The sequence below is a fragment of the Flavimarina sp. Hel_I_48 genome, assembly GCF_000733945.1.
Lineage (GTDB): Bacteria > Bacteroidota > Bacteroidia > Flavobacteriales > Flavobacteriaceae > Leeuwenhoekiella.
Genome location: NZ_JPOL01000002.1, coordinates 2,748,391 through 2,773,705, shown reverse-complemented (window position 1 = coordinate 2,773,705; position 25,315 = coordinate 2,748,391). Strand labels below are relative to the sequence as shown.

At 38.2% G+C, this 25,315-nt stretch carries 24 protein-coding genes and 1 tRNA gene; 8 read left to right on the top strand and 17 right to left on the bottom strand.

Going from position 1 to position 25,315, the window contains the following annotated elements; genetic code table 11:
• Positions 1 to 34: 34 nt before the first annotated feature.
• Positions 35 to 1,585 (bottom strand): hypothetical protein, encoded by a 1,551-nt coding sequence (locus P162_RS12205; RefSeq protein WP_031427675.1) that lies wholly within the window; start codon positions 1,583 to 1,585, stop codon positions 35 to 37.
• A 123-nt stretch (positions 1,586 to 1,708) separates the two neighbouring features.
• On the opposite strand from P162_RS12205, the gene P162_RS12200 reads away from it, so the two are divergent.
• Positions 1,709 to 1,781 (top strand) — tRNA-Met (locus P162_RS12200).
• Between the two features lie 140 nt (positions 1,782 to 1,921).
• On the opposite strand, the gene P162_RS12195 is transcribed toward P162_RS12200, so the two are convergent.
• The 7 genes from P162_RS12195 to P162_RS12170 form a co-directional block, all read right to left on the bottom strand.
• Positions 1,922 to 3,184 carry a type II toxin-antitoxin system HipA family toxin gene (locus P162_RS12195; protein ID WP_031427674.1) on the bottom strand — a complete coding sequence of 421 codons (1,263 nt, stop codon included), beginning with the start codon at positions 3,182 to 3,184 and terminating at the stop codon, positions 1,922 to 1,924.
• A complete protein-coding gene (locus P162_RS12190; RefSeq protein ID WP_031427673.1) occupies positions 3,184 to 3,504 on the bottom strand; it encodes a helix-turn-helix domain-containing protein in 321 nt (106 codons plus the stop codon). The genes P162_RS12195 and P162_RS12190 overlap by 1 nt, the downstream gene beginning before the upstream one ends.
• 85 nt (positions 3,505 to 3,589) lie before the next feature.
• Positions 3,590 to 3,895: a hypothetical protein gene (locus P162_RS17895; protein WP_241077767.1), complete on the bottom strand. Its 306-nt coding sequence runs from the start codon at positions 3,893 to 3,895 to the stop codon at positions 3,590 to 3,592.
• 42 nt (positions 3,896 to 3,937) lie between these two features.
• A complete protein-coding gene (locus tag P162_RS17890; RefSeq protein ID WP_241077766.1) occupies positions 3,938 to 4,222 on the bottom strand; it encodes a class I SAM-dependent methyltransferase in 285 nt (94 codons plus the stop codon).
• A 5-nt stretch (positions 4,223 to 4,227) separates the two neighbouring features.
• Positions 4,228 to 4,410: a hypothetical protein gene (locus P162_RS12180; protein WP_051907878.1), complete on the bottom strand. Its 183-nt coding sequence runs from the start codon at positions 4,408 to 4,410 to the stop codon at positions 4,228 to 4,230.
• 82 nt (positions 4,411 to 4,492) lie between these two features.
• Positions 4,493 to 5,398: an NAD(P)/FAD-dependent oxidoreductase gene (locus P162_RS12175; RefSeq protein WP_031427672.1), complete on the bottom strand. Its 906-nt coding sequence runs from the start codon at positions 5,396 to 5,398 to the stop codon at positions 4,493 to 4,495.
• A 52-nt stretch (positions 5,399 to 5,450) separates the two neighbouring features.
• Positions 5,451 to 6,005, bottom strand: coding sequence for a TetR/AcrR family transcriptional regulator (locus tag P162_RS12170; protein WP_031427670.1), 555 nt, complete (start codon positions 6,003 to 6,005; stop codon positions 5,451 to 5,453).
• 627 nt (positions 6,006 to 6,632) lie between these two features.
• On the opposite strand from P162_RS12170, the gene P162_RS12165 reads away from it, so the two are divergent.
• The 4 genes from P162_RS12165 to P162_RS12150 all read left to right on the top strand — a co-directional run bounded on the left by P162_RS12165 (position 6,633) and on the right by P162_RS12150 (position 8,611).
• Positions 6,633 to 7,196 carry a Crp/Fnr family transcriptional regulator gene (locus P162_RS12165; RefSeq protein WP_031427669.1) on the top strand — a complete coding sequence of 188 codons (564 nt, stop codon included), beginning with the start codon at positions 6,633 to 6,635 and terminating at the stop codon, positions 7,194 to 7,196.
• A gap of 72 nt (positions 7,197 to 7,268) precedes the next feature.
• Positions 7,269 to 7,598, top strand: coding sequence for a DMT family transporter (locus P162_RS12160; protein WP_031427668.1), 330 nt, complete (start codon positions 7,269 to 7,271; stop codon positions 7,596 to 7,598).
• Positions 7,599 to 7,615: 17 nt separating this feature from the next.
• Positions 7,616 to 8,077: a GNAT family N-acetyltransferase gene (locus tag P162_RS12155; RefSeq protein ID WP_031427667.1), complete on the top strand. Its 462-nt coding sequence runs from the start codon at positions 7,616 to 7,618 to the stop codon at positions 8,075 to 8,077.
• Between the two features lie 12 nt (positions 8,078 to 8,089).
• Positions 8,090 to 8,611 (top strand): GNAT family N-acetyltransferase, encoded by a 522-nt coding sequence (locus P162_RS12150; protein ID WP_031427665.1) that lies wholly within the window; start codon positions 8,090 to 8,092, stop codon positions 8,609 to 8,611.
• Between the two features lie 1,067 nt (positions 8,612 to 9,678).
• Here the strand turns inward: P162_RS12150 and P162_RS12145 are convergent.
• From P162_RS12145 to guaA, 3 genes are read right to left on the bottom strand one after another with little or no spacing between them, the layout of a single operon-like run.
• Positions 9,679 to 10,083 (bottom strand): OsmC family protein, encoded by a 405-nt coding sequence (locus P162_RS12145; RefSeq protein WP_031427664.1) that lies wholly within the window; start codon positions 10,081 to 10,083, stop codon positions 9,679 to 9,681.
• Positions 10,084 to 10,085: 2 nt separating this feature from the next.
• Positions 10,086 to 12,059 (bottom strand): LysM peptidoglycan-binding domain-containing protein, encoded by a 1,974-nt coding sequence (locus P162_RS12140; RefSeq protein ID WP_031427662.1) that lies wholly within the window; start codon positions 12,057 to 12,059, stop codon positions 10,086 to 10,088.
• A gap of 43 nt (positions 12,060 to 12,102) precedes the next feature.
• Complete coding sequence (gene guaA / locus P162_RS12135) at positions 12,103 to 13,635, bottom strand: glutamine-hydrolyzing GMP synthase (protein WP_031427661.1); 1,533 nt, start codon at positions 13,633 to 13,635, stop codon at positions 12,103 to 12,105.
• Between the two features lie 168 nt (positions 13,636 to 13,803).
• Between guaA and P162_RS12130 the strand changes: the two genes are divergently transcribed.
• Both P162_RS12130 and P162_RS12125 read left to right on the top strand, forming a co-directional pair.
• Positions 13,804 to 14,529 (top strand): SIMPL domain-containing protein, encoded by a 726-nt coding sequence (locus P162_RS12130; protein WP_031427659.1) that lies wholly within the window; start codon positions 13,804 to 13,806, stop codon positions 14,527 to 14,529.
• A 791-nt stretch (positions 14,530 to 15,320) separates the two neighbouring features.
• A complete protein-coding gene (locus P162_RS12125) occupies positions 15,321 to 16,052 on the top strand; it encodes an XRE family transcriptional regulator (RefSeq protein ID WP_031427657.1) in 732 nt (243 codons plus the stop codon).
• 111 nt (positions 16,053 to 16,163) lie between these two features.
• Here the strand turns inward: P162_RS12125 and P162_RS12120 are convergent, their stop codons facing one another.
• From P162_RS12120 to P162_RS12095, 6 genes are all read right to left on the bottom strand, one after another.
• Complete coding sequence (locus tag P162_RS12120) at positions 16,164 to 17,042, bottom strand: hypothetical protein (RefSeq protein ID WP_051907877.1); 879 nt, start codon at positions 17,040 to 17,042, stop codon at positions 16,164 to 16,166.
• A gap of 115 nt (positions 17,043 to 17,157) precedes the next feature.
• Positions 17,158 to 19,422, bottom strand: a complete 2,265-nt coding sequence (locus P162_RS12115; protein WP_031427654.1) for an aconitate hydratase — start codon at positions 19,420 to 19,422, stop codon at positions 17,158 to 17,160.
• 122 nt (positions 19,423 to 19,544) lie between these two features.
• A complete protein-coding gene (locus P162_RS12110; protein ID WP_031427652.1) occupies positions 19,545 to 20,498 on the bottom strand; it encodes an AAA family ATPase in 954 nt (317 codons plus the stop codon).
• A gap of 6 nt (positions 20,499 to 20,504) precedes the next feature.
• Positions 20,505 to 21,926 (bottom strand): peptidylprolyl isomerase, encoded by a 1,422-nt coding sequence (locus P162_RS12105; protein WP_316931606.1) that lies wholly within the window; start codon positions 21,924 to 21,926, stop codon positions 20,505 to 20,507.
• The gene (locus tag P162_RS12100) at positions 21,910 to 22,728 is read right to left on the bottom strand and encodes a peptidyl-prolyl cis-trans isomerase (protein WP_241077765.1); all 819 of its coding nucleotides are present in this window, start codon (positions 22,726 to 22,728) and stop codon (positions 21,910 to 21,912) included. Before P162_RS12100 ends, P162_RS12105 begins: the two co-directional genes overlap by 17 nt.
• Before the next feature lie 36 nt (positions 22,729 to 22,764).
• Complete coding sequence (locus tag P162_RS12095; protein ID WP_035917036.1) at positions 22,765 to 24,690, bottom strand: peptidylprolyl isomerase; 1,926 nt, start codon at positions 24,688 to 24,690, stop codon at positions 22,765 to 22,767.
• A gap of 354 nt (positions 24,691 to 25,044) precedes the next feature.
• Between P162_RS12095 and P162_RS12090 the strand changes: the two genes are divergently transcribed.
• The gene (locus P162_RS12090) at positions 25,045 to 25,290 is read left to right on the top strand and encodes a hypothetical protein (RefSeq protein ID WP_031427648.1); all 246 of its coding nucleotides are present in this window, start codon (positions 25,045 to 25,047) and stop codon (positions 25,288 to 25,290) included.
• Positions 25,291 to 25,315 lie beyond the last annotated feature (25 nt).

The following is a 25,315-nucleotide window of genomic DNA, read 5'->3' as shown; positions in this document are numbered from 1 at the left end:
CAGGAGTTGATTGAGTGGTTCGTTTACATGTGAACTATTTCCTACCATCACCCAGCAAAACTTCCACTAAACCATCTTTCAGGTTTAACCAGAGATAATTAAAGAAGGATTTTGTTTTGTCACGCTCCGTATTTCCCCTTCCGGCACGATATCCTTCTTCATTTTTACCTTTGCTATCTTTAGGGACAAATAAGTTAGCGATCGCAGAGAAGAATTTGTTCTTTTTAGATTCTTTATTTAATATTTCTATCTTAAAATCATCATATTTCATGCGTATGTCAATAGTTGACTGATCATCATTACCATTAATATTAAAATATACGCGTTCTACCTGTCCCACCATTTTAGCCCTAAGATTTGATTCTGTAAAACTATTGATGCTTGCAGCGGGCATCTGCCCCATAAAGCCTTTTATATTAAATGTATCATTTGGATCTTGTACATCAAACGACCAGTCTATACTGAGCGGAGCGGTATCTAAAAAAAATCCGTTTATAGCCAGTTTCGTTGTATCAGAACCTCTTTTATACGTGTTGCCAAGATCTGAGGCTTTTACATCCAGTTTAGAAAAATTTATTTCCCCGGCAGGCCTGTCTTCCTTAACTTTTTCCCTGTAAACGATAGTTGCATCCTCAATAGTCAAAGAATCAAGCATAATGTCAAAAGGTATACTGCGCAATAGTTTGCTATACAAAGGCTTGGTTGTCTTATCGTCTGCGACAAGTTTGTCCCTGTAGATCTCCAGCGTAGGTTTGTTCAAATGCATGGTACCTGCTTTTGTGAACAATGTATCCTGAGCAAAGCCCCAGACAATTTTACCTATACGGAATTCTGGAATTTGAAGATCAATATGGTCGCGCTCTATTTTAATTTTACGTGATAGTTCGGTTTTAGAATATGCCGTTTTAATTTGGGTATTTTGAAGTACAATATCTTCTTTTTGTAGTTTCATAGACCCAATGGTCAAATTATCATACTTACTAACATTTAAAAAGATAGAGTCTGCCTCCAGTAACATACCACTGTAGCTAAGTGGAATTTTACGTTTTACAAGATCACGGTCTATTGTAATGTCTTCTATGCTGAAGGAGGCACGAGGAACTTTTAAAAATGGTAATGCTTCGCCAGGTTTAAGTATTTTTAAGGATGTGTCGCCAATATCAATCCTATCAATTTTGATTTTCTTTCCTAAATTTATTGGTCCACTGACCTCTTCTGGTTTGCTGACACTTCTATCATTCAAAAACCAGATAGCATTGTTATCAACCTTTATTTCTTCAATATGAACGGTGTTTTCAATAAAGTATTCCCAGTAGCTAACGCCAGAAATACTTATAATTTCGGTTTTGATCTTAGTATTCACAAGTGTGTCCCCGCGTTTTGCTATTTTGAGATAAGCATCCTTCAATGTCACACCTCCTCCCCAGGTATCAACGCTTACCTTATCATAGTGTAAAGTAATGTTGTTAGCCAGCGCATTGTCAAGAAAGTAAACAATCTTATTTTTAAAGAATTGATTAAGTCCTATAACGATAATTGCTATAGCTACTCCTAGAACCACTAAAGCGATAAGAAATTTTTTCATCAGTCTAATATACTCAAGTCTTTGAATATGTGGCTTTTTTAAAAGAAAATTTTTAAGTCATGATTTCTTTTTAAAAATTTCTTGTACCATCTCAAAGTTTGTCCTATCTTTGTCGTCCAAAATCGCGGGATAGAGCAGTAGGTAGCTCGTCGGGCTCATAACCCGAAGGTCACTGGTTCGAGTCCAGTTCCCGCTACTAGAATAATCAAGGCTTCACAGAAATGTGAAGCCTTTTTTTTTTACGATGGGTACAGAATCACCACATTTTCAATTTGACATTTACCTTGATTTCAAATGATATTATTTTGTAGCAAGGAATAGTATTGATGAACTATTTTAATACTTAAATGCATTTTTCATTAATTCCATTTCATTTCTTGGAATACCTAGATCCCTCGATAATTGTTCCCATTGAGCTATATTCTGTTGGATTGTATTGATAATAGCATCGGCCTCTTTTTCTTTTAAACGAAAATAAGGAGCTACTTCCCGTACTAGGTCTAAGTCCAAAGCATTGTCATTTTCTGAAATATTAAGTTTTAAACCTGTACCGTTCGGGGTTGGATTGATATCATAGGCGGGTGAAAGCATCCAACCGGAATCCGTTAACAGAAATCCGTGATTGCGAAGGTGATCATCCGTATTGGAAATACAAACGTTGAAAGCAATACGTTTCCATAACTTCTTGAGATCATTATCAACATTAGCACCATTCTGCATTAAAAATTCCACAAGCTCTAAATAACTGACCCCATCTTGATAGTCCGTTCCGTCAGTATATCCCAATAAGGTCATTGCAGAGGCAAAATGGATACGAGTACCATCGATTTTCCTATCAAAGCGTTGTGTCAAAAATGTATGTTGCTGATGCGAAAATTTTTGGATTTTTGAAGAAGCCATTTCAATGCCCGATTGAACGGCAAGTCGATACGCCAGCATTTCCCAAGCACCCATATCCTGCTGGTCATTTTGACTTGGAAATTTAGCAATCCACAAACTACCATCTGTGTCCTGTATATTTGCTTTAGGTCTTGCACCTCCTAAGGAGGATCCTGGTGCCATTAGCATATTGATCCATTTTAGGTATTCTGGATTATCTGGGGCATCTTCTTTCTCTAGCTGTAAGCTGGCAAATTCAAGATCTCTAAGTGCAGCGAAAGGTGGTGTAGCCATAGCTTCATTATCGTCTAAAAAAGTACCATCCTTTGCTGTTTTAAAACGAAGCCCTCCCATTCGGTTAGTATCGTAAACCCCAAGTAGATAATCCGACTCCATTAAAGTTTTGGGACGTCGATCTTCTTTTCTGGCTTTAGCTGCTTCCTTACGCATCATTAAAACCCGTCCCCATCGATCAGGTGAAGAATCCAAGAAAATACCGAAATTGGATTTCTCATCATTGAGGTACTGAGCTCCTTCGAATAATTGTAGGTCTGGATCTATGATCTGGGCATAATCCGATTGTAACCATCCTTTATCATATTCAAAGGAAAATATTTCTTTCCCTCTGGATGACGTAGCATGTAAACTTCCCATTAAGAATGGAGCTTCAATGCCGTCCCAATGTGCATATACAAATATTTCTTTTCGTTCCGTTGCCATTATTTCTTGGTGTTTTTTGGGCCGCGTTCCTTTACGGTTAGATCGGCATCCTGTATTTTTCTGCCCAATACATCATCGTCGGCCAAAAGCAATATATCCTTCTCCAACCCTAATACTAATAAAACTTGGAGAATAATACCTAAAGAAATTGAAGGACTTCCTTTTTCTAAGGAATAAAGTGTGGGACGGGAAATCCCTGCTCGCTCTGAAACCTGATCCATAGTTAGTTTCCTGCGTAAGCGTGCTAATTTAATATTTTCTCCCACTGCTTGTAAAAGCTTCTTATTTTTAGGTAGTAATATAATACTATTTCTAGACATAATGTTAAATATTTTTTACAAATATAGCCAAAAAAGTAAATAGTATTTTACGTTACAAAAAAATGTTTTTATGCCCATTGAATGTTTACCAGACTTTTTTGCAAATGATTTTCCAAAATTTCTGTGAAGGCTTTTCGCTTGTAATTTTTACAGGTTCATTTATTTCTTCAGTTTCAATCAAGCCATATGCCTCAAATTTCCTTTCCAATGTCTTTAAGTCGTAAAAGAATAGTTCTACCCCGTGTTTAGTGAGGTATGTATTCCTGCTGATTTTCTCACCTTTTCCGTACCGGGCATCATTTATAGAAAGGGCAATGAAAATTATAATACCATTATTTTGAAGCTGATCGTAGCAATTCTGAATCAGTTTTTCACGCTCTTTTTTACTCAATAAATGAATTAAGGCATAGCAAAAAATACCCATGTACTTTTCCTAATTAAAAGTCATTTCGCCAACAGATCCGGGATACAGCTTATAGTTACCTTTCAAATGTTCTTTAGCTATGTCAATGGCGGTTTTTGAAATCTCTATACCCGTTACATCAAATCCATCATCAATAAAGGTTTTTGCGTTTCTACCGTAGCCAAAACCTGGAATTAGAATTTTTTGTATGTTGTTTTTTTGAAATAACGTTTTCGCCTCCAAAGAGGCAGCCGCAGGTCGCAATCCCCACATCATTTGTTTATCTCGAAAATTAGATTCCCAAAATTCTTTCATAATTTTTATTGTTTAGGTGCATATTTGTCTTCTAAAATGTGGCACAGATATCCTTTTTTGTTTAAATGAGAAATTATATCCTGTGCATAAATTGTAGCTCCTTCAACACGTAAAATGCTATGATCGCAAGGATAGTTTGCGATGCGTGTCTCTATATCAAAGTCAATCTGCAACTCTGAAAAAGACATTTTAAGGCTTTTTATAATTTAGTTTCCCGACATTTAATTTGGGATATTGGTGGTGAATACTTCAATCATTATCTGAATTTAATTAAAAATGTTCTTTGGTTAATTCGGCGTTCACCATTGCGCCGGCGAGGTTTCCATTGGCAACCGCGTTGGCAACGGAACGCATCACCGTCGAATTGTCCCCACAGGCATAAGTACCATAAATGATAGTTTGTTGAAATTCATTGACCTTGATATGACCGTGCTCTGTCAATTCACAGCCTAACGAAACCGGTATATCGGAATGTTGGGTGGTTGGAAATCCTGCATAAATCGCATCGAAACCTTCTTTTTCTCCAGTATTGAAGATGACCTTTTGGAGATAGCCATCCTGATGTTCAAGGGCTGAAACTTCAGTTTCAATAATAGCAATATGATGGGCTTCCAGTTTTTCCATTTGCTCGGATGTGAAATCTGCTTTGCCGGTCGTCAGGAGGGTTAAATGATCAGTGAGGTTGTTCACCAGCGAAGCTAGATGAAATGCACGCTCGCCATTGGCCAAAATACCTGTTCTCTTATTTCGAACTTCATAACCGTGACAATAAGGGCAATGAATCATCGAAACTCCCCAACATTCTTCAAAACCTGTGATTTTGGGAATGATATCTTTTACCCCAGTAGCAATAATGAGTTTTTCAGCAGTAACTATATTACCTGATTGAGTGGTAACAGAGAAACCATTTTTGTTTTTTTTCGCACTGACTGCAAGATCACTAACAAAATCTATTGTATTGTACTTTAGAACTTGCTCTTTGGCTATTGTCGTTATTTCTGCAGGAGGGACGCCGTCCTGCGTAATAAAATTATGCGAATACGGGGTCTGCCGATTACAGGGTTGACCGCTATCCATGATCAGCACTTTTCGTAAAGAACGCCCTAACGCCATTGCTGCAGAAAGACCGGCATAACTTCCGCCAATGATAATTACTTCAAAATTTTTAGTTCTCATATTTTTTAAATTTAAATTGTCTCAAAAATGAGACATATTGGTGTAAATTTTTTTAAGGTGCTATTGCTTTTATATAGGAAGTCCAGGCAAGTTCCTTAATTTCTTCAAAACTTTTAGTTGTGGTTTCTCTTGCGTTGACCGTACTCTCTATAATTCCTGAATGTAAAACCTGTATCCATTCCGGGGACATTGCTGGACTTACTTTACCCTCTTTCTGTAGTTCGATGATAATACCTTGGAATTGGTTATAGATATAATCGTAATCCGCACAATTCTTATTGTGGTGGGTATGTTTATGATCTTTACTTTGATGCAGTTTATAAAAAACGGAATATTTTGCTCCACAATCAATTCCGGCGTAGAGCATTCGTTCTAATTGGATGAGTGCATCCTCGCTACTCTGAATAGCCGCTATCATTGCTTTTTTACAACTTGACTCGATGGCTTGTTTACAGACCTCCACAAGTTCATTACGGTCTTTAAAGTAACGATGTAATGTTCTTCGGGTAACTTCTGCATTATTCGCAACTTTTTGCAAAGGAGCAGATAAGTCTTCATTGAAGATATTTATCGCGGATTCTATGATTCGTTTTTTTGTATTAGTCATACGGTAAAACAAAACTACAAATATTTCTCAGATGTGTGACATTTTTCAATCTTTTTAATCTCATTGACTTAATAGATAGGGCGGAGAAAAGTATCCCCTCCTTTTTCAATGTTAAAGAACCTCCTTAAGATTAACAATTTTATTTATTACAAACATTTTCCGTTAGAGTAAAATTTGCCCAAAATAGACTATTACTTTATAGAGTTCGATAAGCGCACTCCTAGCATTTGCAAAAGCTAAATTTTGAGCAGCAGTGCTTCCCTAAAATGACCCAGAAAACCATCCTCATTTTTAGCTATCCATTTCATTTAGCACACTTTCGGTAGGTCTTAAAATAATTGTACGGCTTTTTATAGCAAGTCTAAAGTATGGTTAAGCAGTTACTCGGGATTCCATATCTTAAGTTTTTCTGTTGAATATTAAATATACTCGATTGGTTGTTTTCATTGATGCTACCAAATAGTGTAAATTGCTTTTAAAACAAAAATTTCGTTGTATTTGCAAGGTCGCCAAAAACAAATTTACTTGTTCTATTATTTGTATGAAGGAAAATATTCGCTGGTAAAAACCTTAACTTAAATATAAAATCGACGTTAGCCGCAAGCTAAAAAAACTGCTTGCCAAAAAATGAACATAAACCAAATTCTGGACAAAATACATCCAATTAAAGTTTCATCCAAACTCAAATTTTTTGAAAGTTTTGAGGAAGTAAGTCTTCCAAAAAATCTCCTCATAATACGTTCGGACAAGGTTGAAAAAAACATCTATTTTATAAAAAAGGTAATAGCGCGTACTTTTTCAAATTTCGAAGACGGTGAAGTTACCATCGCTTTTGGAGAGGAAGGCGACACCATCATTTCACTAAAAAGCTACATTCTTAATCAAAAAGGATATGAAAACATAGAATTATTGGAAGACTGCGAACTCTATAAAATTAGTGCTGTAAAACTTCAAAATTTATTCTCAACAGAAAATGATATTGCAAATTGGGGCAGAAAATTTGCCGAACAAGAACTTATAAAAGCCGAACAACGGTTTATATCAAATCAACAGGGAACAGCAACTGAACGTTATTTAGAACTCATAAAAAAGCACCCAACTTTATTACAAAGAGTTTCACTTGGACTCATTGCTTCCTATTTAGGGATTACACAAGTAAGTTTAAGTAGAATACGAGCAAATATTACATAAGTATCTTTTTTTATCATTTGATAAATTTTTCTTCAAACCTAATTAAGACCTTTGTCCAAAACATAGAAACTAATGAATTGGATAATTTTGGTTATTGCAGGTTTATTTGAAGTTGCCTTTGCATTTTGTTTGGGAAAGGCAAAAGGAACTTCAGGAAATGAAATGTATCTTTGGTATTCTGGTTTTCTAGTCACACTCATAATTAGTATGGGGCTTTTAATTAAAGCTACTCAATCGTTACCAATAGGCACTGCCTATGCAATTTGGACAGGAATTGGAGCTGTAGGAACTGTTCTTGTCGGCATATTTGTTTTTAAAGAACCCGCAACATTTTTACGTATTCTATTTCTCACAACTTTAATTGCCTCAATCGTAGGATTAAAAGCGGTATCATCACATTAAATAATATTTCAAAAGAAATGAATATAACTATAAGAAAAGCGATAGAATCAGATTCAGACGGAATTTGGAAACTGATGAAAGCGTTAGCCATTTTTGAAAAATATATTGACACATTTGCTATTACACCAGAAATTGTAAGAGAAAGCGGATTTAAAAAAAATCCACCAGACTTTTACTGCTTGGTTGCAGAGAACAATCAAAAAATAGCAGGCATTTTGGTTTATTATTATTTACCATTTACAGCACAAAACAAACCTGCCATATTCATAAAAGAACTTTATGTCGACACAAATTACAGAGGACACAAAATTGGCAAAAAATTGATGTTAGCTCTAAAAGAAGAAGCAGTTAAAAACAATTGTGGACAAATAAAATGGACTGTCGCACCTTGGAACGAAGGAGGAATAAAATTTTACAATAAACTGGGAACCAAAGAAAACAAGGATTGGCTAAATTATGAATGGAATTTACACGACTAAAATAGAATTAAAATGCAACAAATAATAGTAAGAAAAATAACAACAGCCGACATCATTGAACTCCAAAACATTGGTAAACTGACTTTTGCCGAAACGTTTTCTTCAGGAAATAGCGAAGCAAATATGAAACAATATTTAGAAGACGGATTTTCAATAGAAAAACTGGCAGCAGAACTGATCGACCAAAACACCGAATTTTACTTTGCGGAGCTTGATGGAAAAGCAATCGGATATTTAAAAGTAAACGTAGGACAATCCCAAACCGAGAGTAAAGACGAAAAAGCACTTGAAATCGAACGGATTTATGTATTAAAAGAATATCACGGAAAAAAAGTCGGGCAAATTCTTTATGACAAAGCAATTGAATTGTCAAACGAAAAAAGTATGGTATATGTTTGGTTGGGAGTTTGGGAAGAAAACCCTAGAGCAATTCGATTTTATGAAAAGAATGGATTTGTGGCGTTTGACAAACACGTTTTCAAACTCGGAAATGACGACCAAACTGATATAATGATGAAACTAAATTTGAATTAAAAAGCCACCGGCTAACAAAGGTGGTAACCGTTGTACAACCCGTTGGTTTTATATAGACAAGCTAGATTAAGGCTCTTTTAAGGGCTTTTATTATGCCGTAGGATTTTAAAGCAAAAAAGACATCTTGTAGCTTCCCGCTCTACTTTTAGCGTGCATTTCCAGAAATTTCAGATATTTTTTCAAATTGTAAGTAATAAAAGAGAGCTACATACATTTATTGGCTTGTTTAATGCCTATGATGTTGACTTTTCTAAATCCCATAAATTGATTTAATGTACCGAATACTTGTTCTAACTTGCTTCAGGTAATCCGAAATTATATAATTATACCATTCCCCAGTAACTGGAATATTCTAGGCTCTAGACAGAATGGCCGCTTTCTAAATGTTCAATCACTTCTGCAATATCATTTGTCTCTCCCAGTCTGTTAAATGTATTGATAAAGCAAATTTATTAATAATTTGTGGAGGTTTTCCATTTATAAAAAATCCCTATTGATAATAGCCCTATTTATCAAAGTTATATGCGTAAAACTAATTAAAATATCCATTTTATTTTAGCAACCAAAGGGCTAAATATACCAATGAGCCCTATACTCATTTGATTATTTCACAATTTGTCATCATTCCTATTTTGGATTGCCCTAATTCTACTAAATCTATGAAAATACTAAAACTGAGATAATGGCAATTAGCTTAATCAAATCAAAATCAAGGGTCTATAAAATGAATAAATAACAGTTTTAAACTTGAATGAATTTTAATTGTTTTTAATGATTGGATTATTTAATTCGGTTGATTTTTTTTAATCTCCATATTCAATAATTTATGATTTTTTTATCGAGTCAGACTAATGTCGTTTTATTTGATAACGTAAAGTTTTAATGCTTCCTTTTGCAACACATCAATTATTCTATCGTCTATAAAATAACCAAGATTCCATTTTGTAAATTGTTTGTGATTATTTGAATTAGCCTTCTTATCCAATCGGATTATTTTAAAGAATTATGGTACTAAAAAAGCCCGAAACGATACGTTTCGGGCTTTTTATATTATAGCTGTGTCTAATTTATAAATCCCAGAGAAACTTGATATCCTTATTCATATCGGGATGTAGGCTTGCGTGCACAGGACATGCAAGGGCAACCCTTTCCAAAATTGTGCGGTCCTTCTCACCTACTTCCGAAGGAAGGTGATGTGTTACGCCTATCCCCGCGATGCGTCTGGGCTCTGCAGACATTGTTTTCAAGACCTCGGCATAGCTTCCTGTAAGGGAAATATCCATCTGAGCGGCTTTGATACCCATAATAGTGAGCATACAGCTTCCCAAAGCAGTTGCTACGGTATCTGTAGGTGAAAAAGCCTCACCTTTTCCGTTATTGTCAACTGGAGCGTCTGTTATGAATGTGTTTCCTGATTGCTCATGAGTACATTGTGTGCGTAGGTTTCCCTGATAAACTACTTTACTTGTCATTACTAATCTTTAAAGTTTTCAGTTTTTTCTATGATTTGGGTAGGTACTTCAATTTCCTGTAAAATAAGTCCGGGTCCATATTTCAACACATAAACCGCCTGATTGTAAAAGCCGTCTTTCGTGGCTTTAATGTATTTAAATTTATTCTCAATGTACTTCGTCTCGACTCCACTATCTGCCGAGGCGTATAAGTCTTCTGCGCTTGCCAGTCTAAGTAAAGTATCTAAAGTAAGATCAAATCCGCGTATGGCGTAATTATTTGGCGCAACACCATATTTTTTTCTGTATTTATTTACAAAATTTTTGAGTTCACCTTCAAGATCACCTTGTTTATCTATGGAAGGAAATTGAAATCCTAGTCTCATAAGTGTCATATTGCTTATATCTTCACTATCATAAGCATCACCTTTGCTTGTGGTCATCAAGGTCACTTTATGCTCTGAGATCAACGTGCTTGCTTTAGTAATCGTGTTGCTTATTAATGGAATATCATTTGTTTCTAAAATGATCCAGTTTTCACGGTTTTTGTCCAATCGGGTTAAAATATCTTCTGGATTTAAGTAATAACCGTTATCTCCAGACTGTGGATCAAGAATTTTTGCATCAGGATATAGACCAAGGATCTTATTTTTAACCTCCTGGTTTTTACCATCTGCTACGACGATAATATTTTTGTCCTTACCACTTACGTCAATATATTTCAGCATATAATCCTTTAATATATTATCATTGGGACGGGACTGAAACAAATTGGAATTCAATTCCAGACGGGGTGTAAGTGGCGATACTACGGGAATACCTTTACTGCGAAGTTTACCACTAACATCTGTTACATTTTGTCCTAATAAGGGCCCTATAACAGCGTCTACCTGAGAAAAATCATCTTGTTCAATAATCTCATTGATCATTTGTGCATTTACCATCTCCTTTCCTCGCTCGTATTGTGTGTCATAGATTTGTAATTTTGTAGATAAACCTAATGATTTAGCGGAATCCACCGCCATTAGAGCGCCGCTATAAAAATCAAGTGCGATGCGGGACAGACCGTTTTTCTTCAACATACTTTTAAGGCTATCTGCGGGACTATTGCTATTAAAAGGCAATAAAATAGCAATGTGCTTCTCAGAAAAATCAGTTAATGCCAGTGAAAGGTCCTGAATTCCAGATGTGGCCAACTGCTCGTCAATAGGCAAACCATCCTTTGGTAATTTTAAGATCATTCCCTGTTGAAGTCCATCCTCTAAAGCCGGGTTGAGTTTGATAAGATCCTCATCTGTCATGCTCCAGCGCTTAGTAAGCGAGTAAAAGGTATCTCCCTGTTTTACCTTATAAAAAGCAAATTTTGATTCATCCATTTTGGCATTTTCCGTATAGCTTTTATCGGGTACGTTGAGAATTGTACCTATTGGTAAATTATTAGCCATATCTGGATTGAGCGCCTTTAATTCATCGATAGTGATACCGTACATACTAGCGAGGCCATAGATCGTTTCCTTTGGTTTGACCACATGTTTTCTATTGGTTTCAGTCGATTTTTGAGTCTCTAAGGTCAATTTTCCATTATTAATGGGAATCTTGATTTTTGCCCCTGTTCTCAGTTCAGAAGTATACAATTGCTCATTGTATCTTTTTAAGGTCGCTTCACTAATGCCATACTTTTTTGACAAACTATAAACCGTTTCCCCTTTCTCTACGGTATGGATCTCAAACTCTTGTTCGTTTGCCCTGGATTCTTTTTCTTTTTGAGCCATTGCGGCCTTGCTTCCCGGCAACAAAAGCATCATGCCAGTAGAAAGACCATCACGTGCCTCAGGATTTAAGCGATAAAGTTCGTAGACCGTAATGTTATATTTATTGGCAATAGCCGAAATGGTCTCTCCTTCACTTACTTTGTGATTAGAATAGGATTGCTGGCCAAGACTGGCACAACTGCATATCACAAAAATAAAAAGGAATGCTACAGCTATATTCTTCATGTTTACTAGTATTAGGTTATGGTTTAGCTCTATCTGGGCTAAATTATTCCCACTCAATGGTTGCGGGCGGTTTTGAGCTAATATCATATACTACCCTATTAACGCCCTTAACTTTGTTTATTATATCATTTGATGTTTTTTGCAAAAAGGCATAGGGCAAGTTGACCCAATCCGCGGTCATACCATCTGTACTTTCAACCGCACGTAAAGCCACACATTTCTCATAAGTACGCTCATCGCCCATAACCCCTACGGAATCAATAGGCAAAAGCATTGCCCCCGCTTGCCAAACCTTATCATAAAGCCCCCACTCCCGAAGGCCGTTGATAAAAATGGCATCTACTTCCTGAAGGATCCTTACTTTTTCTGGTGTGATATCCCCCAGGATACGAATGGCAAGTCCAGGACCTGGAAAAGGATGCCTTCCCAGAAGTTTTTCTGCCATATCCATACTGGCTCCCACGCGTCGTACTTCGTCCTTGAAAAGCATACGCAAAGGCTCTACCACTTTTAATTTCATAAAGTCTGGCAAACCTCCTACATTATGGTGTGATTTAATGGTTGCAGAAGGACCGCCCGTTACAGAAACAGACTCGATCACATCTGGATAGATTGTTCCCTGCGCAAGCCATTTGACATCCTGAACAAGGTGCGCCTCGTCATCAAATACTTCTATAAATACCCGACCAATAGCTTTTCGCTTTTCCTCTGGATCGGTCAGGCCTTTTAGGGCATCTAAAAATCTATTGGACGCATCCACACCTTTTACGTTAAGGCCCATCCCTTTATATTGATCAAGCACCTCACTAAATTCGTTTTTACGCAGCAAGCCATTATTTACAAATATACAGTAGAGGTTTTTTCCTATCGCCTTATGCAGCAACATGGCCGCAACAGAGGAATCAACTCCGCCAGAAAGACCCAGCACAACTTTATCATCCCCTACCTTCTCCTGAAGCTCTTCTACCGTCTTTTCCACAAAACTATCTGGACTCCAATCTTGTGAAACCCCTGCGATATCTACCAGGAAATTCTGCAGTACTTGTTTACCGTGGGTGGTATGGTAAACTTCTGGATGAAATTGTATTGCGTAAGTATCTTCCCCATCCAGACGGTAGGCAGCATTCAGAACGTCTTTTGTGCTTGCCAGCCTAACAGCATTAACAGGAAGGGCCTTTATCGTGTCGCTATGGCTCATCCATACCTGGCTACCTTCTTCCACACCTTTAAAAAAAGGTTCCTCTGCCTTGATCATAGAAAGATTGGCGCGACCATATTCCCGTGTATTCGATTGACCTACTTCTCCACCAAAATTATGGGAAAGATATTGTGCACCATAGCAAACACCCAGCAGGGGTAATTTCCCCTGAATGGTTTCCAAATTAGGTACTGGTGCCTTTTCTGCAAGTACAGAAAATGGTGAACCAGAGAGAATAACTGCCTTACAGGCGCTTAAATCTTCGGGAATCTTATTGAAAGGAACGATTTCACAATAAATATTAAGCTCCCTAACCCGCCTGGCGATTAGCTGGGTATATTGTGATCCAAAATCCAGTATTAAAACGGTATCTATCATAGCGCCAAAAATAAGATTAAAAATTATTTTAGGCCGCTTCAACAATCGGTATTTAAGAAGGTTTTAAATGCTATGGAACCAAATGGATTATGTAAAGTGCCTTTTTTGTCTATGGAAACACTTCATACAGCTATTTTTTTTTACTTTTAGGGTTGAAAACAATAGCTCATGAAAGTTCTAAATGCTCTAATTTACAGCATAGCGATAATCCTAGCCACATATTTACTGGGTGATGCATACTTGAACAGGGCAAACCCAGATGGCACAATAGCTACCACAGGACTGGGAAGTAGTGATTTTGTTTCTGATCTCATCGTGTGGGAAGCAGATTTTGTTCGGGTAAATCCAAACTTACAGCTAGCCTTTAATGATCTTGCGCGCGACAAAAATATTGTCAGGCAGTACCTTTTGGAAAAAGGCATCAATGAAGACCGTATCGTTTTTGAAGCAGTAAGTACGAATGAACAACGCGAAAATCTTTACCAGAATGGAGATTTTACCGGCACCGTTTTCAAAGGCTATGAGTTGAGGCAAACCGTAAAGATAGAATCTCAAAATGTTAAGGAAGTCGAACTTGTAAGCCGCGAAATTACCGAATTATTGAATAGGGACGTACAGTTGCAAAGTAGCCCTCCGCGCTATTACTACACTAAGTTGGCCGACCTTAAAATAGAAATGATATCACAAGCAACTTCAGATGCTCGTATAAGAGCTCAAAAAATTGCAGAAAATAGTGGCGGTGAATTGGGAGAACTCAAGAATGCTTCTATGGGTGTTTTTCAGATTACTGGTCAGAACAGTAGCGAAGATTACAGTTGGGGCGGATCTTTCAATACTTCAGATAAAAATAAAACCGCTAGTATTACCATGCGCCTGGAGTACGAAATAGAGTAAAACACACGCGTTTTATTCTTTTCACTTATTCATACCTATTTAGAAAATTTTCAAGACGAGTTATAAAAAGCTTCACTACGTTCAAGATGTAAGACTATAATTATACTTCTGCCTTCCTTCAAACATATAAAAAACTGCTATTTAGATTTTACCTGAAATTGTTTCTAAAAAATAAAAAATTGGTTATCAAGAGCATTTTCTTTGCATATTTTTGTTATTAAAAGATAATTTTTCTCTTTTAATCAAAATTTAGCACCATTTTGGGTTTGGGCTAAAAGATTCTAGGAGAGATTTAAAACAGTATCTTATTTTAATAGGTTTTTAATATTTAATTTTATTCATATTTCTTTACATCTTTGGCATTATTTATTGCTTTTTCCATAATATTTATCGTTTATTACTATTCTAAATTCCAACTATTGAAAATCTAGTAGTGATTTAAACAATTTTCAAATGATCGCTTTCGTTTTTGATCATGTTCATGCAACAATTAAGCATCCATAATTAAAATTTCAAAGACTTATATTGGGTCTATTTATTTTAAGCATACTGGATATTTTAAAATTGAATAGTATCCCTTAATTAACACAGGAAGAATTAATTAAAAATTATTTGATAGGTTTAAAAATTATTTTCGACTCAATAACTTTATAAAGTTAAGCACAATCCCTTAAAGTTTTGAATCAAATCACGAGCGTAGTTCTAGAAAACTACACCCTTCAATTCATAAAACTAATTGTTTCGATCTCACGGTATTATTAAATTTAGATCAAACAAAACGATCATATCATATGTCAATTTCAAAACGTTTAAAAGAACTACGTGAAACTGCAAGACTATCTCAAAAAAAAATAGCACTTGAACTCAAGATTACGCAAGGTGCCTATTCTTTGATTGAAAATGGACAAAACTCAATCACAACAGAGCATTTACTAACATTGAGCCGTCTTTATAGTGTGCCCACAGATCAAATCTTAAAAAGTTCGCAGCATGCCGTTACCATGTCTCCTAAAAATGGATTTATACCGCTCATCAATGTAGAAGCTCATGCAGGTTTTGTAGAAAATGGCAAGGATGAAGAATGGCTTGGTTCTTTAAAAATGTACCGTATACCTGGATATGATTCAAAAAAAAATCAAAAGCTTTTTGAGGTAGAAGGGGACAGTATGATGCCTACTCTAATCAATGGGGATATTCTAATTGTAACGCAAGTTAATGACGTTACTGATATTATGGATGGTTCTCTCGTTGTCGTGGTCACCTCAAAGGCTGTGATAACTAAAAGGATAAAGAAGGATCTTAATAATAATTCTGTCATATTGATTAGTGATAATCCCAAGTATGACAATATGAGTTACCCCCTCAAGAATATTGAGGAAATTTTGATTGTGGAAGGCAAAATCACAAATGCTCTCAATGTACCCGATTTCAACGGTGAGGCTTTTTCTAAAAAGTTTGAACGCTCTGTAAATAATATGCAAGTCGATGTAGATCAAATCCTTGAAAAACTTAAAAGCCTCTAAGGATACTAAGTAATATTTTCATATTATTAATTTGAGGAATACCTATAAAAAAAAGACCCTGAACAAATGTTCAGGGTCTTTTTTATTGATTGCACTTGAAGGTTTTACAACCTATTCCTTAGATGCTGTACCTACCGGAAAAGATGCTGTTCTTAGACTCATTGTATTAAGTGCGGGAGCCAACTCATTTCCTGCTACACCACTTAAAGGTCTTAGGATAAAAGGCAAATTACCATCATTATCTGGAAATGGCTCTATAGATACAAAAGCCGTTTTCCCCCTTAAGTCAGGGATTGTGTTTACCCCACTCTTAGAAAGAAGGTTGCTGTTTAAAAAGTCTTCCCCAGGAAAGTTTGGCGGCGCGTTTACCGTCATACTATAAGGTAGAAAATCATCGCGTTCTGATGGATCGTTAAATGTTCCTGTAGAAAGATTTACATCGCCGCTGGGGGTAGGCACGGTTACCCATCCTTCATACTTCCAACCTTCTGGTAGAACCGGAAGCTGAAGACCTGCCCTGTTATCAGGACGCTGCCAGTAGATACCTGCTTGCTCATTGTTGGGATCATTATCCGTTGGTGTTTTTAGCATGAAGGCTCCTGTGGACTCCTCAAAGTTGCCCAAGGTCCCCCTGATATCAAGTTGAGCCCCGTTGCCTGCGAAATTTCCACTAAGCAATACCGTTTTGCTTATTTCTGGACTGGAGTCATTTCCCGGCTCTATACTCAATTTGAACTGTGTAGCATTTTCTACATCATTTGTATTTGTCCTAAATTCTTTGGGAAAAGAAACATCCGTGAATCTGCCCAGGGATTTATTCTCGCCATCAACAACGATCCATGCTTCATATTCCACATTTTTCTCAAGTTGCTGAAGGCCTATTACCTCAAGTTTGACAGTTGATAGAGAGGCGCTATCATCATCACTTGAGCAAGAGCTGAAGACAAGTCCACAGATCGCAATAAATATTGAAACTTTATTAGTTTTCATAATTTGTGTTTAGGTTAATTCAAACGTAATTTGGGTTCGTAAATTTTACAGTATAAAAAATAAAAAAACCAAACCCTGAAAGAGGGTTTGGTTTTTTCTATATCAATTTATAAAATTAAGCGTTCTGCTTTTTGATCAGATTAAGTGCAGAACCTTCACGGTACCATTTAATCTGCGCATCATTGTAGGTATGATTTGCTATAATGGTGTCCTTACTGCCATCTTTGTGCTCAACTTCAATAGTCAATGGTTTGTCTGGTGCAAACTCTTCAATATCAACAAAGCTAAAGGTATCATCTTCTTCAATAAGATCGTAATCATTTTCTGTATTAAAGGTCAATCCCAACATCCCTTGTTTTTTAAGGTTTGTTTCGTGAATACGCGCAAATGATTTTACGAGTACGGCTGCAACTCCAAGAAATCTTGGTTCCATTGCGGCATGTTCACGTGAGGAACCTTCTCCATAATTGTGATCACCCACGACTATGGTTTTAATTCCTTTTGCCTTATACTCCCGCTGGGTATCTGGAACTCCGGCATATTCGCCAGTTAGTTGGTTCTTTACAAAATTGGTTTGTTTATTATATGCATTTACCGCACCTATCAAACAGTTGTTTGAGATGTTATCCAAATGACCTCTATAACGCAACCACGGCCCAGCCATAGATATATGGTCTGTTGTACATTTACCGAAAGCTTTGATAAGCAGTTTTACTTCTTTCAATTCAGAATCCTGAATAGGTGTAAAAGGCTCTAGCAATTCAAGACGTTCACTGTCTGTAGCTACTTTAACCTCTACGGAACTACCATCTTCAGTGGGTGCCAGGTATCCGTTTTCATCAACTGCAAAACCTTTGGGAGGTAACTCCAGGCCTACAGGTATATCCAACTTCACCTCTTCTCCATCCTCGTTCAAAAGGGTGTCGTTCATAGGGTCGAAATCCAATTTACCGGATATGGCTATCGCTGCAACCATTTCGGGCGATCCTACAAAGGCGTGCGTATTTGGGTTTCCATCTGCGCGCTTTGAAAAGTTACGGTTGAAGGAATGTACAATTGTGTTCTTCTCTTCACCCTTACGGTCACTACGGTCCCACTGACCAATACAAGGCCCACATGCATTAGTGAAAATGGTAGCACCTAAATTTTCAAAAACAGTTAATAAACCGTCTCGTTCTGCGGTAAACCGAATTTGTTCCGAACCGGGGTTGATACCAAAATCACTTTTCGGTTTTAATTTTTTATCGATTGCCTGTTGGGCGATTGAAGCAGCTCTGGATAAATCTTCATAAGAAGAGTTGGTACATGAACCTATAAGTCCCCAATCAACCTTTAATGGCCAGTCGTTTTTCTTCGCTTTCTCCCCTAGCTCGCCTACTGGAGTAGCTAAATCTGGAGTAAAAGGCCCATTAAGGTGTGGGCGCAATTCCGAAAGGTTAATTTCTATAACCTCATCAAAATATTGCTCAGGATTTGCATAAACCTCGTCGTCTCCAGTTAAATATTCTTTTATTTCATTTGCGGCATCTGCAACATCAGAGCGGTCTGTGGCACGTAAAAAACGCTCCATAGACTCGTCATAACCAAATGTTGATGTTGTTGCTCCTACTTCTGCTCCCATATTACAGATCGTACCTTTACCAGTAGCGGATAGATTTTTAGCACCAGGGCCAAAATATTCTACGATTGCACCAGTTCCTCCTTTTACGGTAAGGATTCCTGCTACTTTAAGGATAACATCTTTAGAAGCTGTCCAGCCATTCAATTCACCGGTCAATTTCACGCCTATAAGCTTAGGGAATTTAAGCTCCCAGGCCATTCCTGCCATAACATCTACCGCATCGGCACCACCTACGCCTATGGCAACCATTCCCAGACCACCGGCGTTAACCGTATGGCTGTCTGTTCCTATCATCATTCCGCCAGGGAATGCATAGTTTTCTAAAACAACCTGGTGAATAATACCTGCACCCGGCTTCCAAAAACCAATGCCGTATTTATTAGAGACCGATTCCAGGAAGTCAAAAACCTCGTTACTGGTCTCATTGGCACGCTTTAAATCTTTATTTGCGCCCTGCTTCGCCTGTATAAGGTGGTCGCAGTGTACCGTTGTGGGCACGGCTACATTCTTTTTACCAGCTTGCATAAACTGCAAAAGTGCCATTTGCGCAGTGGCGTCCTGACACGCGATACGGTCTGGGGCAAAATCCACGTAATCTTTACCACGCACAAGTGCTTTTTCAGTTTTACCGTCCCACAAGTGAGAATACAATATTTTTTCAGCCAGGGTCAAAGGTGTTCCGGTAATTTTACGGGCCGCGTCAACGCGCTCTGCCATTTTACTGTAAACACCTTTGATCATATCGATGTCAAATGCCATATATAGTTGTTTTATTGATAATATTTAATGTCTTGTAAATTCCTTAAAAGGATTACAAAACTACGAAAAATCGGTTGGATTTTATAGTATATTGCCTTGCAGCTGTTATTATTGGGTAATATTTATAAAAGTTGGGCGATTATTTTTTCAATAGTAAGTCCTTCTGCATCGGCCTTATAATTTTTGATGAGCCTGTGTCTCAAGATTCCGGTGGCGACCGCTTTTACATTTTCTATATCCGGAGAATATTTTCCCTGAAGTGCAGCATGCGTTTTGGCCGCCAGGATAAGATTCTGAGAAGCCCGGGGTCCAGCGCCCCAATCTATGTAATCTTTTACCACTTGTGGAATATTATCTGCGTTGGGGCGTGTTTTGCCTACCAGGCTAACCGTATATTCAATGACGTTATCTGCTACGGGAATCCTTCTCAACAATTGCTGATAGTCTTCTATTTCCTTTGCCGAAAAAAGCGATCGTAAAGTTACTTTGTGATCTGTCGTAGTCGCTTTAACAATAGCTACTTCCTCTTCATGCGTAGGATAGTCCAGATTTATGGCGAACATGAAGCGATCCAGTTGCGCCTCGGGCAAGGGATAAGTTCCCTCCTGCTCAATAGGATTCTGGGTCGCAAGTACAAAATAAGGTTTTGAAAGTTCGTAGTGGTTCCCTGCAATGGTAACCGATTTTTCCTGCATGGCCTCCAGAAGGGCTGCCTGTGTCTTAGGCGGGGTACGGTTGATCTCATCTGCCAGGATGATGTTTGAGAATATGGGCCCTTTTAAGAATTTAAAATTTCTGTTTTCATCTAATATTTCCGAACCCAGAATGTCGCTGGGCATTAAATCTGGAGTAAACTGAATGCGCTTAAAATCTAATCCCAAAACAGTGGCAATGGTATTTACCATAAGCGTTTTGGCAAGACCGGGAACTCCTATAAGGAGGGCGTGACCACCGGAAAAAACAGAGATTATGATCTCGTCAACCACTTTTTCCTGCCCTACAATGACTTTCCCTATCTCCTTTTTAAGTTCTTTATAGCGATCTACAAGACCATCTATTGCAGCAACATCAGACATGTACCTTTATTTTTTTAACCAGTTACGGTCGTATGAACAGTCGCGGTAATCCCCGTTTACTTTAATGTAGGTTTCAGCAATTTTTTCCTGTTGCCATTTCTGGATTGCCTTTATTTGTTTTGCCTGCAGGGCAAGATCTTTAATTTTTACATAATCTTTAGCGAAATCCGCTTCGTGAGCACCCACTTTTTTGGATACCTGATAAATTTCGTATCGGGTACGCCCGGTACGGGTAGGATTATTAAAAACCAGGGAAATCTCTCCTACGTCAAGGTTTTGCACCCTTGGGTAAATATCAGGAGGCAAATTCGTTAATTCAAACATGCGGTCCTGAGTTACCGGATTGATTAGAATCCCCCCGTCACTCGCTGTTTCTTTTTCATTCGAAAATTCTTTTGCGGCATCACTAAAAGTGATTTCGCCATCTTCAATTCGCTTCTTGATCTTGGTTATCAAATCTTTGGCATCAGCTTCTGACGATGATGTAATCTTGGGAATACGCAAAATGTGCCTTAAATCAACTTTCTGGCCTTTTACCTTTTCCACTTTTATGATGTGATAGCCAAATTCAGTTTCAAAAGGCTCGCTTACTTCACCTTCCTGAAGGCTAAAAGCAACATCCCTAAATTCTTTAACAAATTGGGATTTACGGTCCACGTCCGTATACAATCCACCTTCGCCACGGGAAGCTTCATCCTCTGACCAGAGTACTGCTTTTGTAGCAAAACTGCTTCCGTTTTCAATGATATCTTTACGGTAACCGTTAAGCTCATCAATCACTTTCTGCTTTTCCTCTTCCGGTACTTCGGGCTCTATTTGTATTTTAGAAATTTCTACTTCTTCCCCAAAATAAGGAAGGTCCTCTTTAGTAAAGTTCCCGTAAAACGTCCTTATTTCTTCTGGGGTAACCTCTACGGTCTCCACTATCCTTTCCTGCATGGCGCGGGCAAGTTCCTGATCCCTGTTGATATCAAAAAGTTCATCCTCCAGCGCTTCCATTGACTCTTTTTTGTAAAATTTCAGCAAGCGCTCTTCATCACCGCCAAATTGCCTAAGGAAACTACCTATCTGCTGTTTGCCATAAGAACGTATCTGAGGTTCAGAAATAGGGACGCTATCTATCACCGCCTGGTGGGTATACAGTTCATTTTCCATAAGGCGATCCATAAGCTTACAGCTCGTGGTCTCGCTCTCATCTACATCCTGTTCTTTAAGTCCCGCGCGCGCCTTGGATATGTCACTATCCAGAATCACGTACTCGCCCACTACGGCGGCAACACCATCCACTTTAAAACTTACCGGTTCTACAACCGTGGTATCCACTACCGCGCTGGCAGTATCTTCTGTATTTATTATTTCCTGTGCACCTGCATGCAGCCCAATGAATGATAGGCTCGCAATTAAGGTGTTTTTAGTTATATATTTCAAATTGTTTGTTTTTGATCGCATCTTTAGTAATATCCTTTTCCAGTTCTTTTAATAGCTCGAGTTTTCTCCTGTTTAAAATGATCTGCTTTACTGTGGGCATCACATATTCAAGGGGTGCTTCTTCATTGCGTTTGAGGTGCTCCCTGATCGAAATCAAATATAATCCTAATGAATCACGCAGTTCAAGAAAATCGGTTTTTTTTAGGTATTTAGCCTCATTTTCAGCCGTTATTGGATCTATTTTGGCAATAATCATGGTTTTATCTATCCATATAGAATCGTTCAAAGCATGTGCCTTAAACTGTACGGAAATAGAATCCAAATATTTTTTGTCTATGGAATCAAAACGCACAAAACGCCTTTTGATCTCCCGTTGATCATAATCCCCCTCGCCCATATGAATGTAGCGCAACTTAAAAAGCTCCTCATTCAGCTTGAAATTTGCAGGGTTTTGCTCATAAAATTTTTCCGCTTCCGTATTGCTTATAGCAGTATCCAGCGTTTTTGCCACCAGGCCATCTTTATACGCCTGTGAATACAGGTCAAGTTTATACTGATCTACAAGGCCATCCAGTCGTTCTTGTTCAGAAAGGGAAATATTGCGTCGCGCACCTTCCATGAGCAATTGCTGGGTCGCCCACCTATTCACAAACCGGTTTACTACGATCACACTATCTTCAGCACTCATCTCTGGGGTGATAAGCGCCTCAATATCCTCTTTGTAGAGATAGGCCTCATCCACCCTGGCGACCGGCGCGCCCATCGTTTTTTTAGTGAACAGCTCGCATGATTTTAAGGCCACCGAACAGAATATTAAAATAAAGACTGTTTTTTTCATCTATCGTGACAATTCTTTTTTAACGCTCTCAAAAACCGCTGTGTTCATTTCTACCTCGTGCTCCTCGCTTAAGGTTTTGATCCATTCCTCTTCAAGGTATTGCTGATAATCCCCTATCACCTCTCCCCTTACGTCATCCAGGCTCTTTTGTTCCGCAGGGATTGTTTTTTTCAAATCCACCACGGTAAAATCCGTATCACCTTTGTAAATCCTGGATACGCCGGACTTAAATGTATAATCTTCCGGAAAAAGTGCGTTACCGGCAGATGCGGTTGCCTGTGTAAGGAAAATATGCACTTCTTCATTTTTATTGAGGCTGTCTTGTACCACCTGATATTCCTTTCCTTTTTTTAGCAGTTTTCTTGCTTTTTTTACCGAACTGAGCTCCGTACCGTTAACAACCAGAACATCGTAAGCAGGCGGGTTCATGTACTCCTCATGGTGCTTTTCAAAATAAGCGGCAAGCCCCACGGAATCTTCTTTAGCAGGGTTCCAGATTTTTTCTTCCATCAGGGCAAATAGAAGGATTCCCTCCCTGTATTCTTTGGTGATTTGGGCAAATTCCGCATTGGTTTCAGCTAAATGTTCTTTATAAAATTCCCGTAATTTCTTCGATTTAAAGCGTCTGTAAGCCGATTTTAGCTCTAAAGTATCGGTTTTTTGTACAGGTGCAAACCTACGTTCGCCAGCAATAAAATCTGCAAATTCGCTTACAGATACGCTGTCTTCTTTAACCGCCAGCAATACCGTGGTATCCTTTTGATTTTCGGTAGCAGAAAAAGATTCTCCCAACTGTGCTAAAACTTCGTCATTCTCCCATAGATTTAGCTCCTTCTCCAATTTTTCAATAAGTGCACTCTCCAATAGTTGCGACCGGCTGTCGCTTTTTATTTTACTTTCTATAAGCGGTCTTAAGTCCGCAAGGGGTTCTATGGGAAACTTTTCATTGAGCTTAACAATGTGCCAGCCCATTTTAGTTTTAAAGGGTTCACTGAAATCGCCTGTATTTTCAAGAGCAAACGCTTTATCTTCAAATACAGTACTATTAAGTTCACCTGCCGCGAAACGTGCCAAGTTACCCCCCTGCCGCGCGGTTTTAGTATCCTCGCTATATTTTCTGGCAAGGAGATCAAAAGACTCCCCATTTTGAAGTTTTTTATAAATTTCCCAAATGCGACGCTCCTGATCGTTGCCCCCTTCTTTTCTATTGAGCGCAAGCATGATGTGCGCAACTTCAACTTCGCCGCGGGATTCGCGCTTATCTGTGGTTTTTAAAATATGATAGCCAAAACTGGAACGCACAATGGGGGACAGTTCCACTACGGGCGTTTCATAAGCTGCTTTTTCAAAAGGATAAACCATCTTAAAAGCACTAAACCAACCCAGGTCCCCTCCATTATTTACCACGGAAGGATCTTCGCTTTTTTCGCGCGCAACCGTTTCAAAGGCTGCACCATTAACCAATTTCTGACGTATTTCCCGTATTTTATTGTAGGCTATAAGGGTATCTTTAGGCTTACTGGATGGGCTTACCGCGACCATAATATGACTGGCCTGCACCTCATGGAGCATATGATCGTAGGCTTCCTCCACAAGCGATTCGGTCACGGGGGAATCCATCATTAGGTTTTCCGCAAGTTGGTTTTTATAACCTTCCAGCTCTTTTTTAAGATCTTCGCGTTCTAATAGGCCCAGTTCTTCTGCCGCGGCGAGTTTCAGTTTATAGTTTTTGAACAGCTGCAAATAAGAATCTATATCTTCCTGCCCGCTTTCAACAACAAGGTCAAGATTTTTACCGTACACACGTTTAAATTCAGACGCATAAACCGGAGCACCGTCAACAGTCATGAGCACCTCATTTTCCTGGGTCTGCGCGCTGATGGGCATCGCCAAAAAAAGAACCGAAACAATAAAAAAATATTTCATCAAGAATACCGCTGTAAAAGTGAGCAAAATTACAAATTAAAAGTCAGTAAAGACCGCGTTGCATTGAACGAATATGTATGAAATTTATTGTTTTACTTTAGTAGAGGAAAAGGAATAAACGGCAAACATAGATGCTTGATTTCCACACACGAAAACACCTTTAGCAGCTTTAAAAGAAAGGGCTTCAGAAACTGAATTGTTTGCAGAAAAAACTCCGTATTTAAGGTCATAAATAAGCTAAAATCGGAATTTATTGACCTTTTTTTCGGCTAAAATATGGTTAAACCGGTTTGTCCTGAATTTAATACCAAAGCAAATCTTATTTTTGGCACAGCAATTGAATAAAACTTTATAATGAGCAAAGAAATTAAACTTATCTGGGACTTTAGAGGTGCAGATGCCAAAGAAATTGCTGCGCATCACGCGATTCATCTTAAAGAATACGCCGCAAAAAACCTGGCAAATACAAAACCCATAGATTCAGAAACCCTTAGCCCAATGCACAGCATTGCTTTTATCGTTGTGGATGAAACAGATATGATCGCCGTACGCGATGCATTGAAGCCACACAGGGGAGAATTTGTAAATCAAAACGACTGAGCACGATAAATCACAAAACCCTTTG

Excerpts from the sequence above, each read along its gene's own strand:
- P162_RS12205 (WP_031427675.1), bottom strand. The coding sequence starts at position 1,585 with ATGAAAAAATTTCTTATCGCTTTAGTGGTTCTAGGAGTAGCTATAGCA.
- P162_RS12195 (WP_031427674.1), bottom strand. The coding sequence starts at position 3,184 with ATGGCAACGGAACGAAAAGAAATATTTGTATATGCACATTGGGACGGC.
- P162_RS12190 (WP_031427673.1), bottom strand. The coding sequence starts at position 3,504 with ATGTCTAGAAATAGTATTATATTACTACCTAAAAATAAGAAGCTTTTA.
- P162_RS17890 (WP_241077766.1), bottom strand. The coding sequence starts at position 4,222 with ATGAAAGAATTTTGGGAATCTAATTTTCGAGATAAACAAATGATGTGG.
- P162_RS12180 (WP_051907878.1), bottom strand. The coding sequence starts at position 4,410 with ATGTCTTTTTCAGAGTTGCAGATTGACTTTGATATAGAGACACGCATC.
- P162_RS12175 (WP_031427672.1), bottom strand. The coding sequence starts at position 5,398 with ATGAGAACTAAAAATTTTGAAGTAATTATCATTGGCGGAAGTTATGCC.
- P162_RS12170 (WP_031427670.1), bottom strand. The coding sequence starts at position 6,005 with ATGACTAATACAAAAAAACGAATCATAGAATCCGCGATAAATATCTTC.
- P162_RS12165 (WP_031427669.1), top strand. The coding sequence starts at position 6,633 with ATGAACATAAACCAAATTCTGGACAAAATACATCCAATTAAAGTTTCA.
- P162_RS12160 (WP_031427668.1), top strand. The coding sequence starts at position 7,269 with ATGAATTGGATAATTTTGGTTATTGCAGGTTTATTTGAAGTTGCCTTT.
- P162_RS12155 (WP_031427667.1), top strand. The coding sequence starts at position 7,616 with ATGAATATAACTATAAGAAAAGCGATAGAATCAGATTCAGACGGAATT.
- P162_RS12150 (WP_031427665.1), top strand. The coding sequence starts at position 8,090 with ATGCAACAAATAATAGTAAGAAAAATAACAACAGCCGACATCATTGAA.
- P162_RS12145 (WP_031427664.1), bottom strand. The coding sequence starts at position 10,083 with ATGACAAGTAAAGTAGTTTATCAGGGAAACCTACGCACACAATGTACT.
- P162_RS12140 (WP_031427662.1), bottom strand. The coding sequence starts at position 12,059 with ATGAAGAATATAGCTGTAGCATTCCTTTTTATTTTTGTGATATGCAGT.
- guaA (WP_031427661.1), bottom strand. The coding sequence starts at position 13,635 with ATGATAGATACCGTTTTAATACTGGATTTTGGATCACAATATACCCAG.
- P162_RS12130 (WP_031427659.1), top strand. The coding sequence starts at position 13,804 with ATGAAAGTTCTAAATGCTCTAATTTACAGCATAGCGATAATCCTAGCC.
- P162_RS12125 (WP_031427657.1), top strand. The coding sequence starts at position 15,321 with ATGTCAATTTCAAAACGTTTAAAAGAACTACGTGAAACTGCAAGACTA.
- P162_RS12120 (WP_051907877.1), bottom strand. The coding sequence starts at position 17,042 with ATGAAAACTAATAAAGTTTCAATATTTATTGCGATCTGTGGACTTGTC.
- P162_RS12115 (WP_031427654.1), bottom strand. The coding sequence starts at position 19,422 with ATGGCATTTGACATCGATATGATCAAAGGTGTTTACAGTAAAATGGCA.
- P162_RS12110 (WP_031427652.1), bottom strand. The coding sequence starts at position 20,498 with ATGTCTGATGTTGCTGCAATAGATGGTCTTGTAGATCGCTATAAAGAA.
- P162_RS12095 (WP_035917036.1), bottom strand. The coding sequence starts at position 24,690 with ATGAAATATTTTTTTATTGTTTCGGTTCTTTTTTTGGCGATGCCCATC.
- P162_RS12090 (WP_031427648.1), top strand. The coding sequence starts at position 25,045 with ATGAGCAAAGAAATTAAACTTATCTGGGACTTTAGAGGTGCAGATGCC.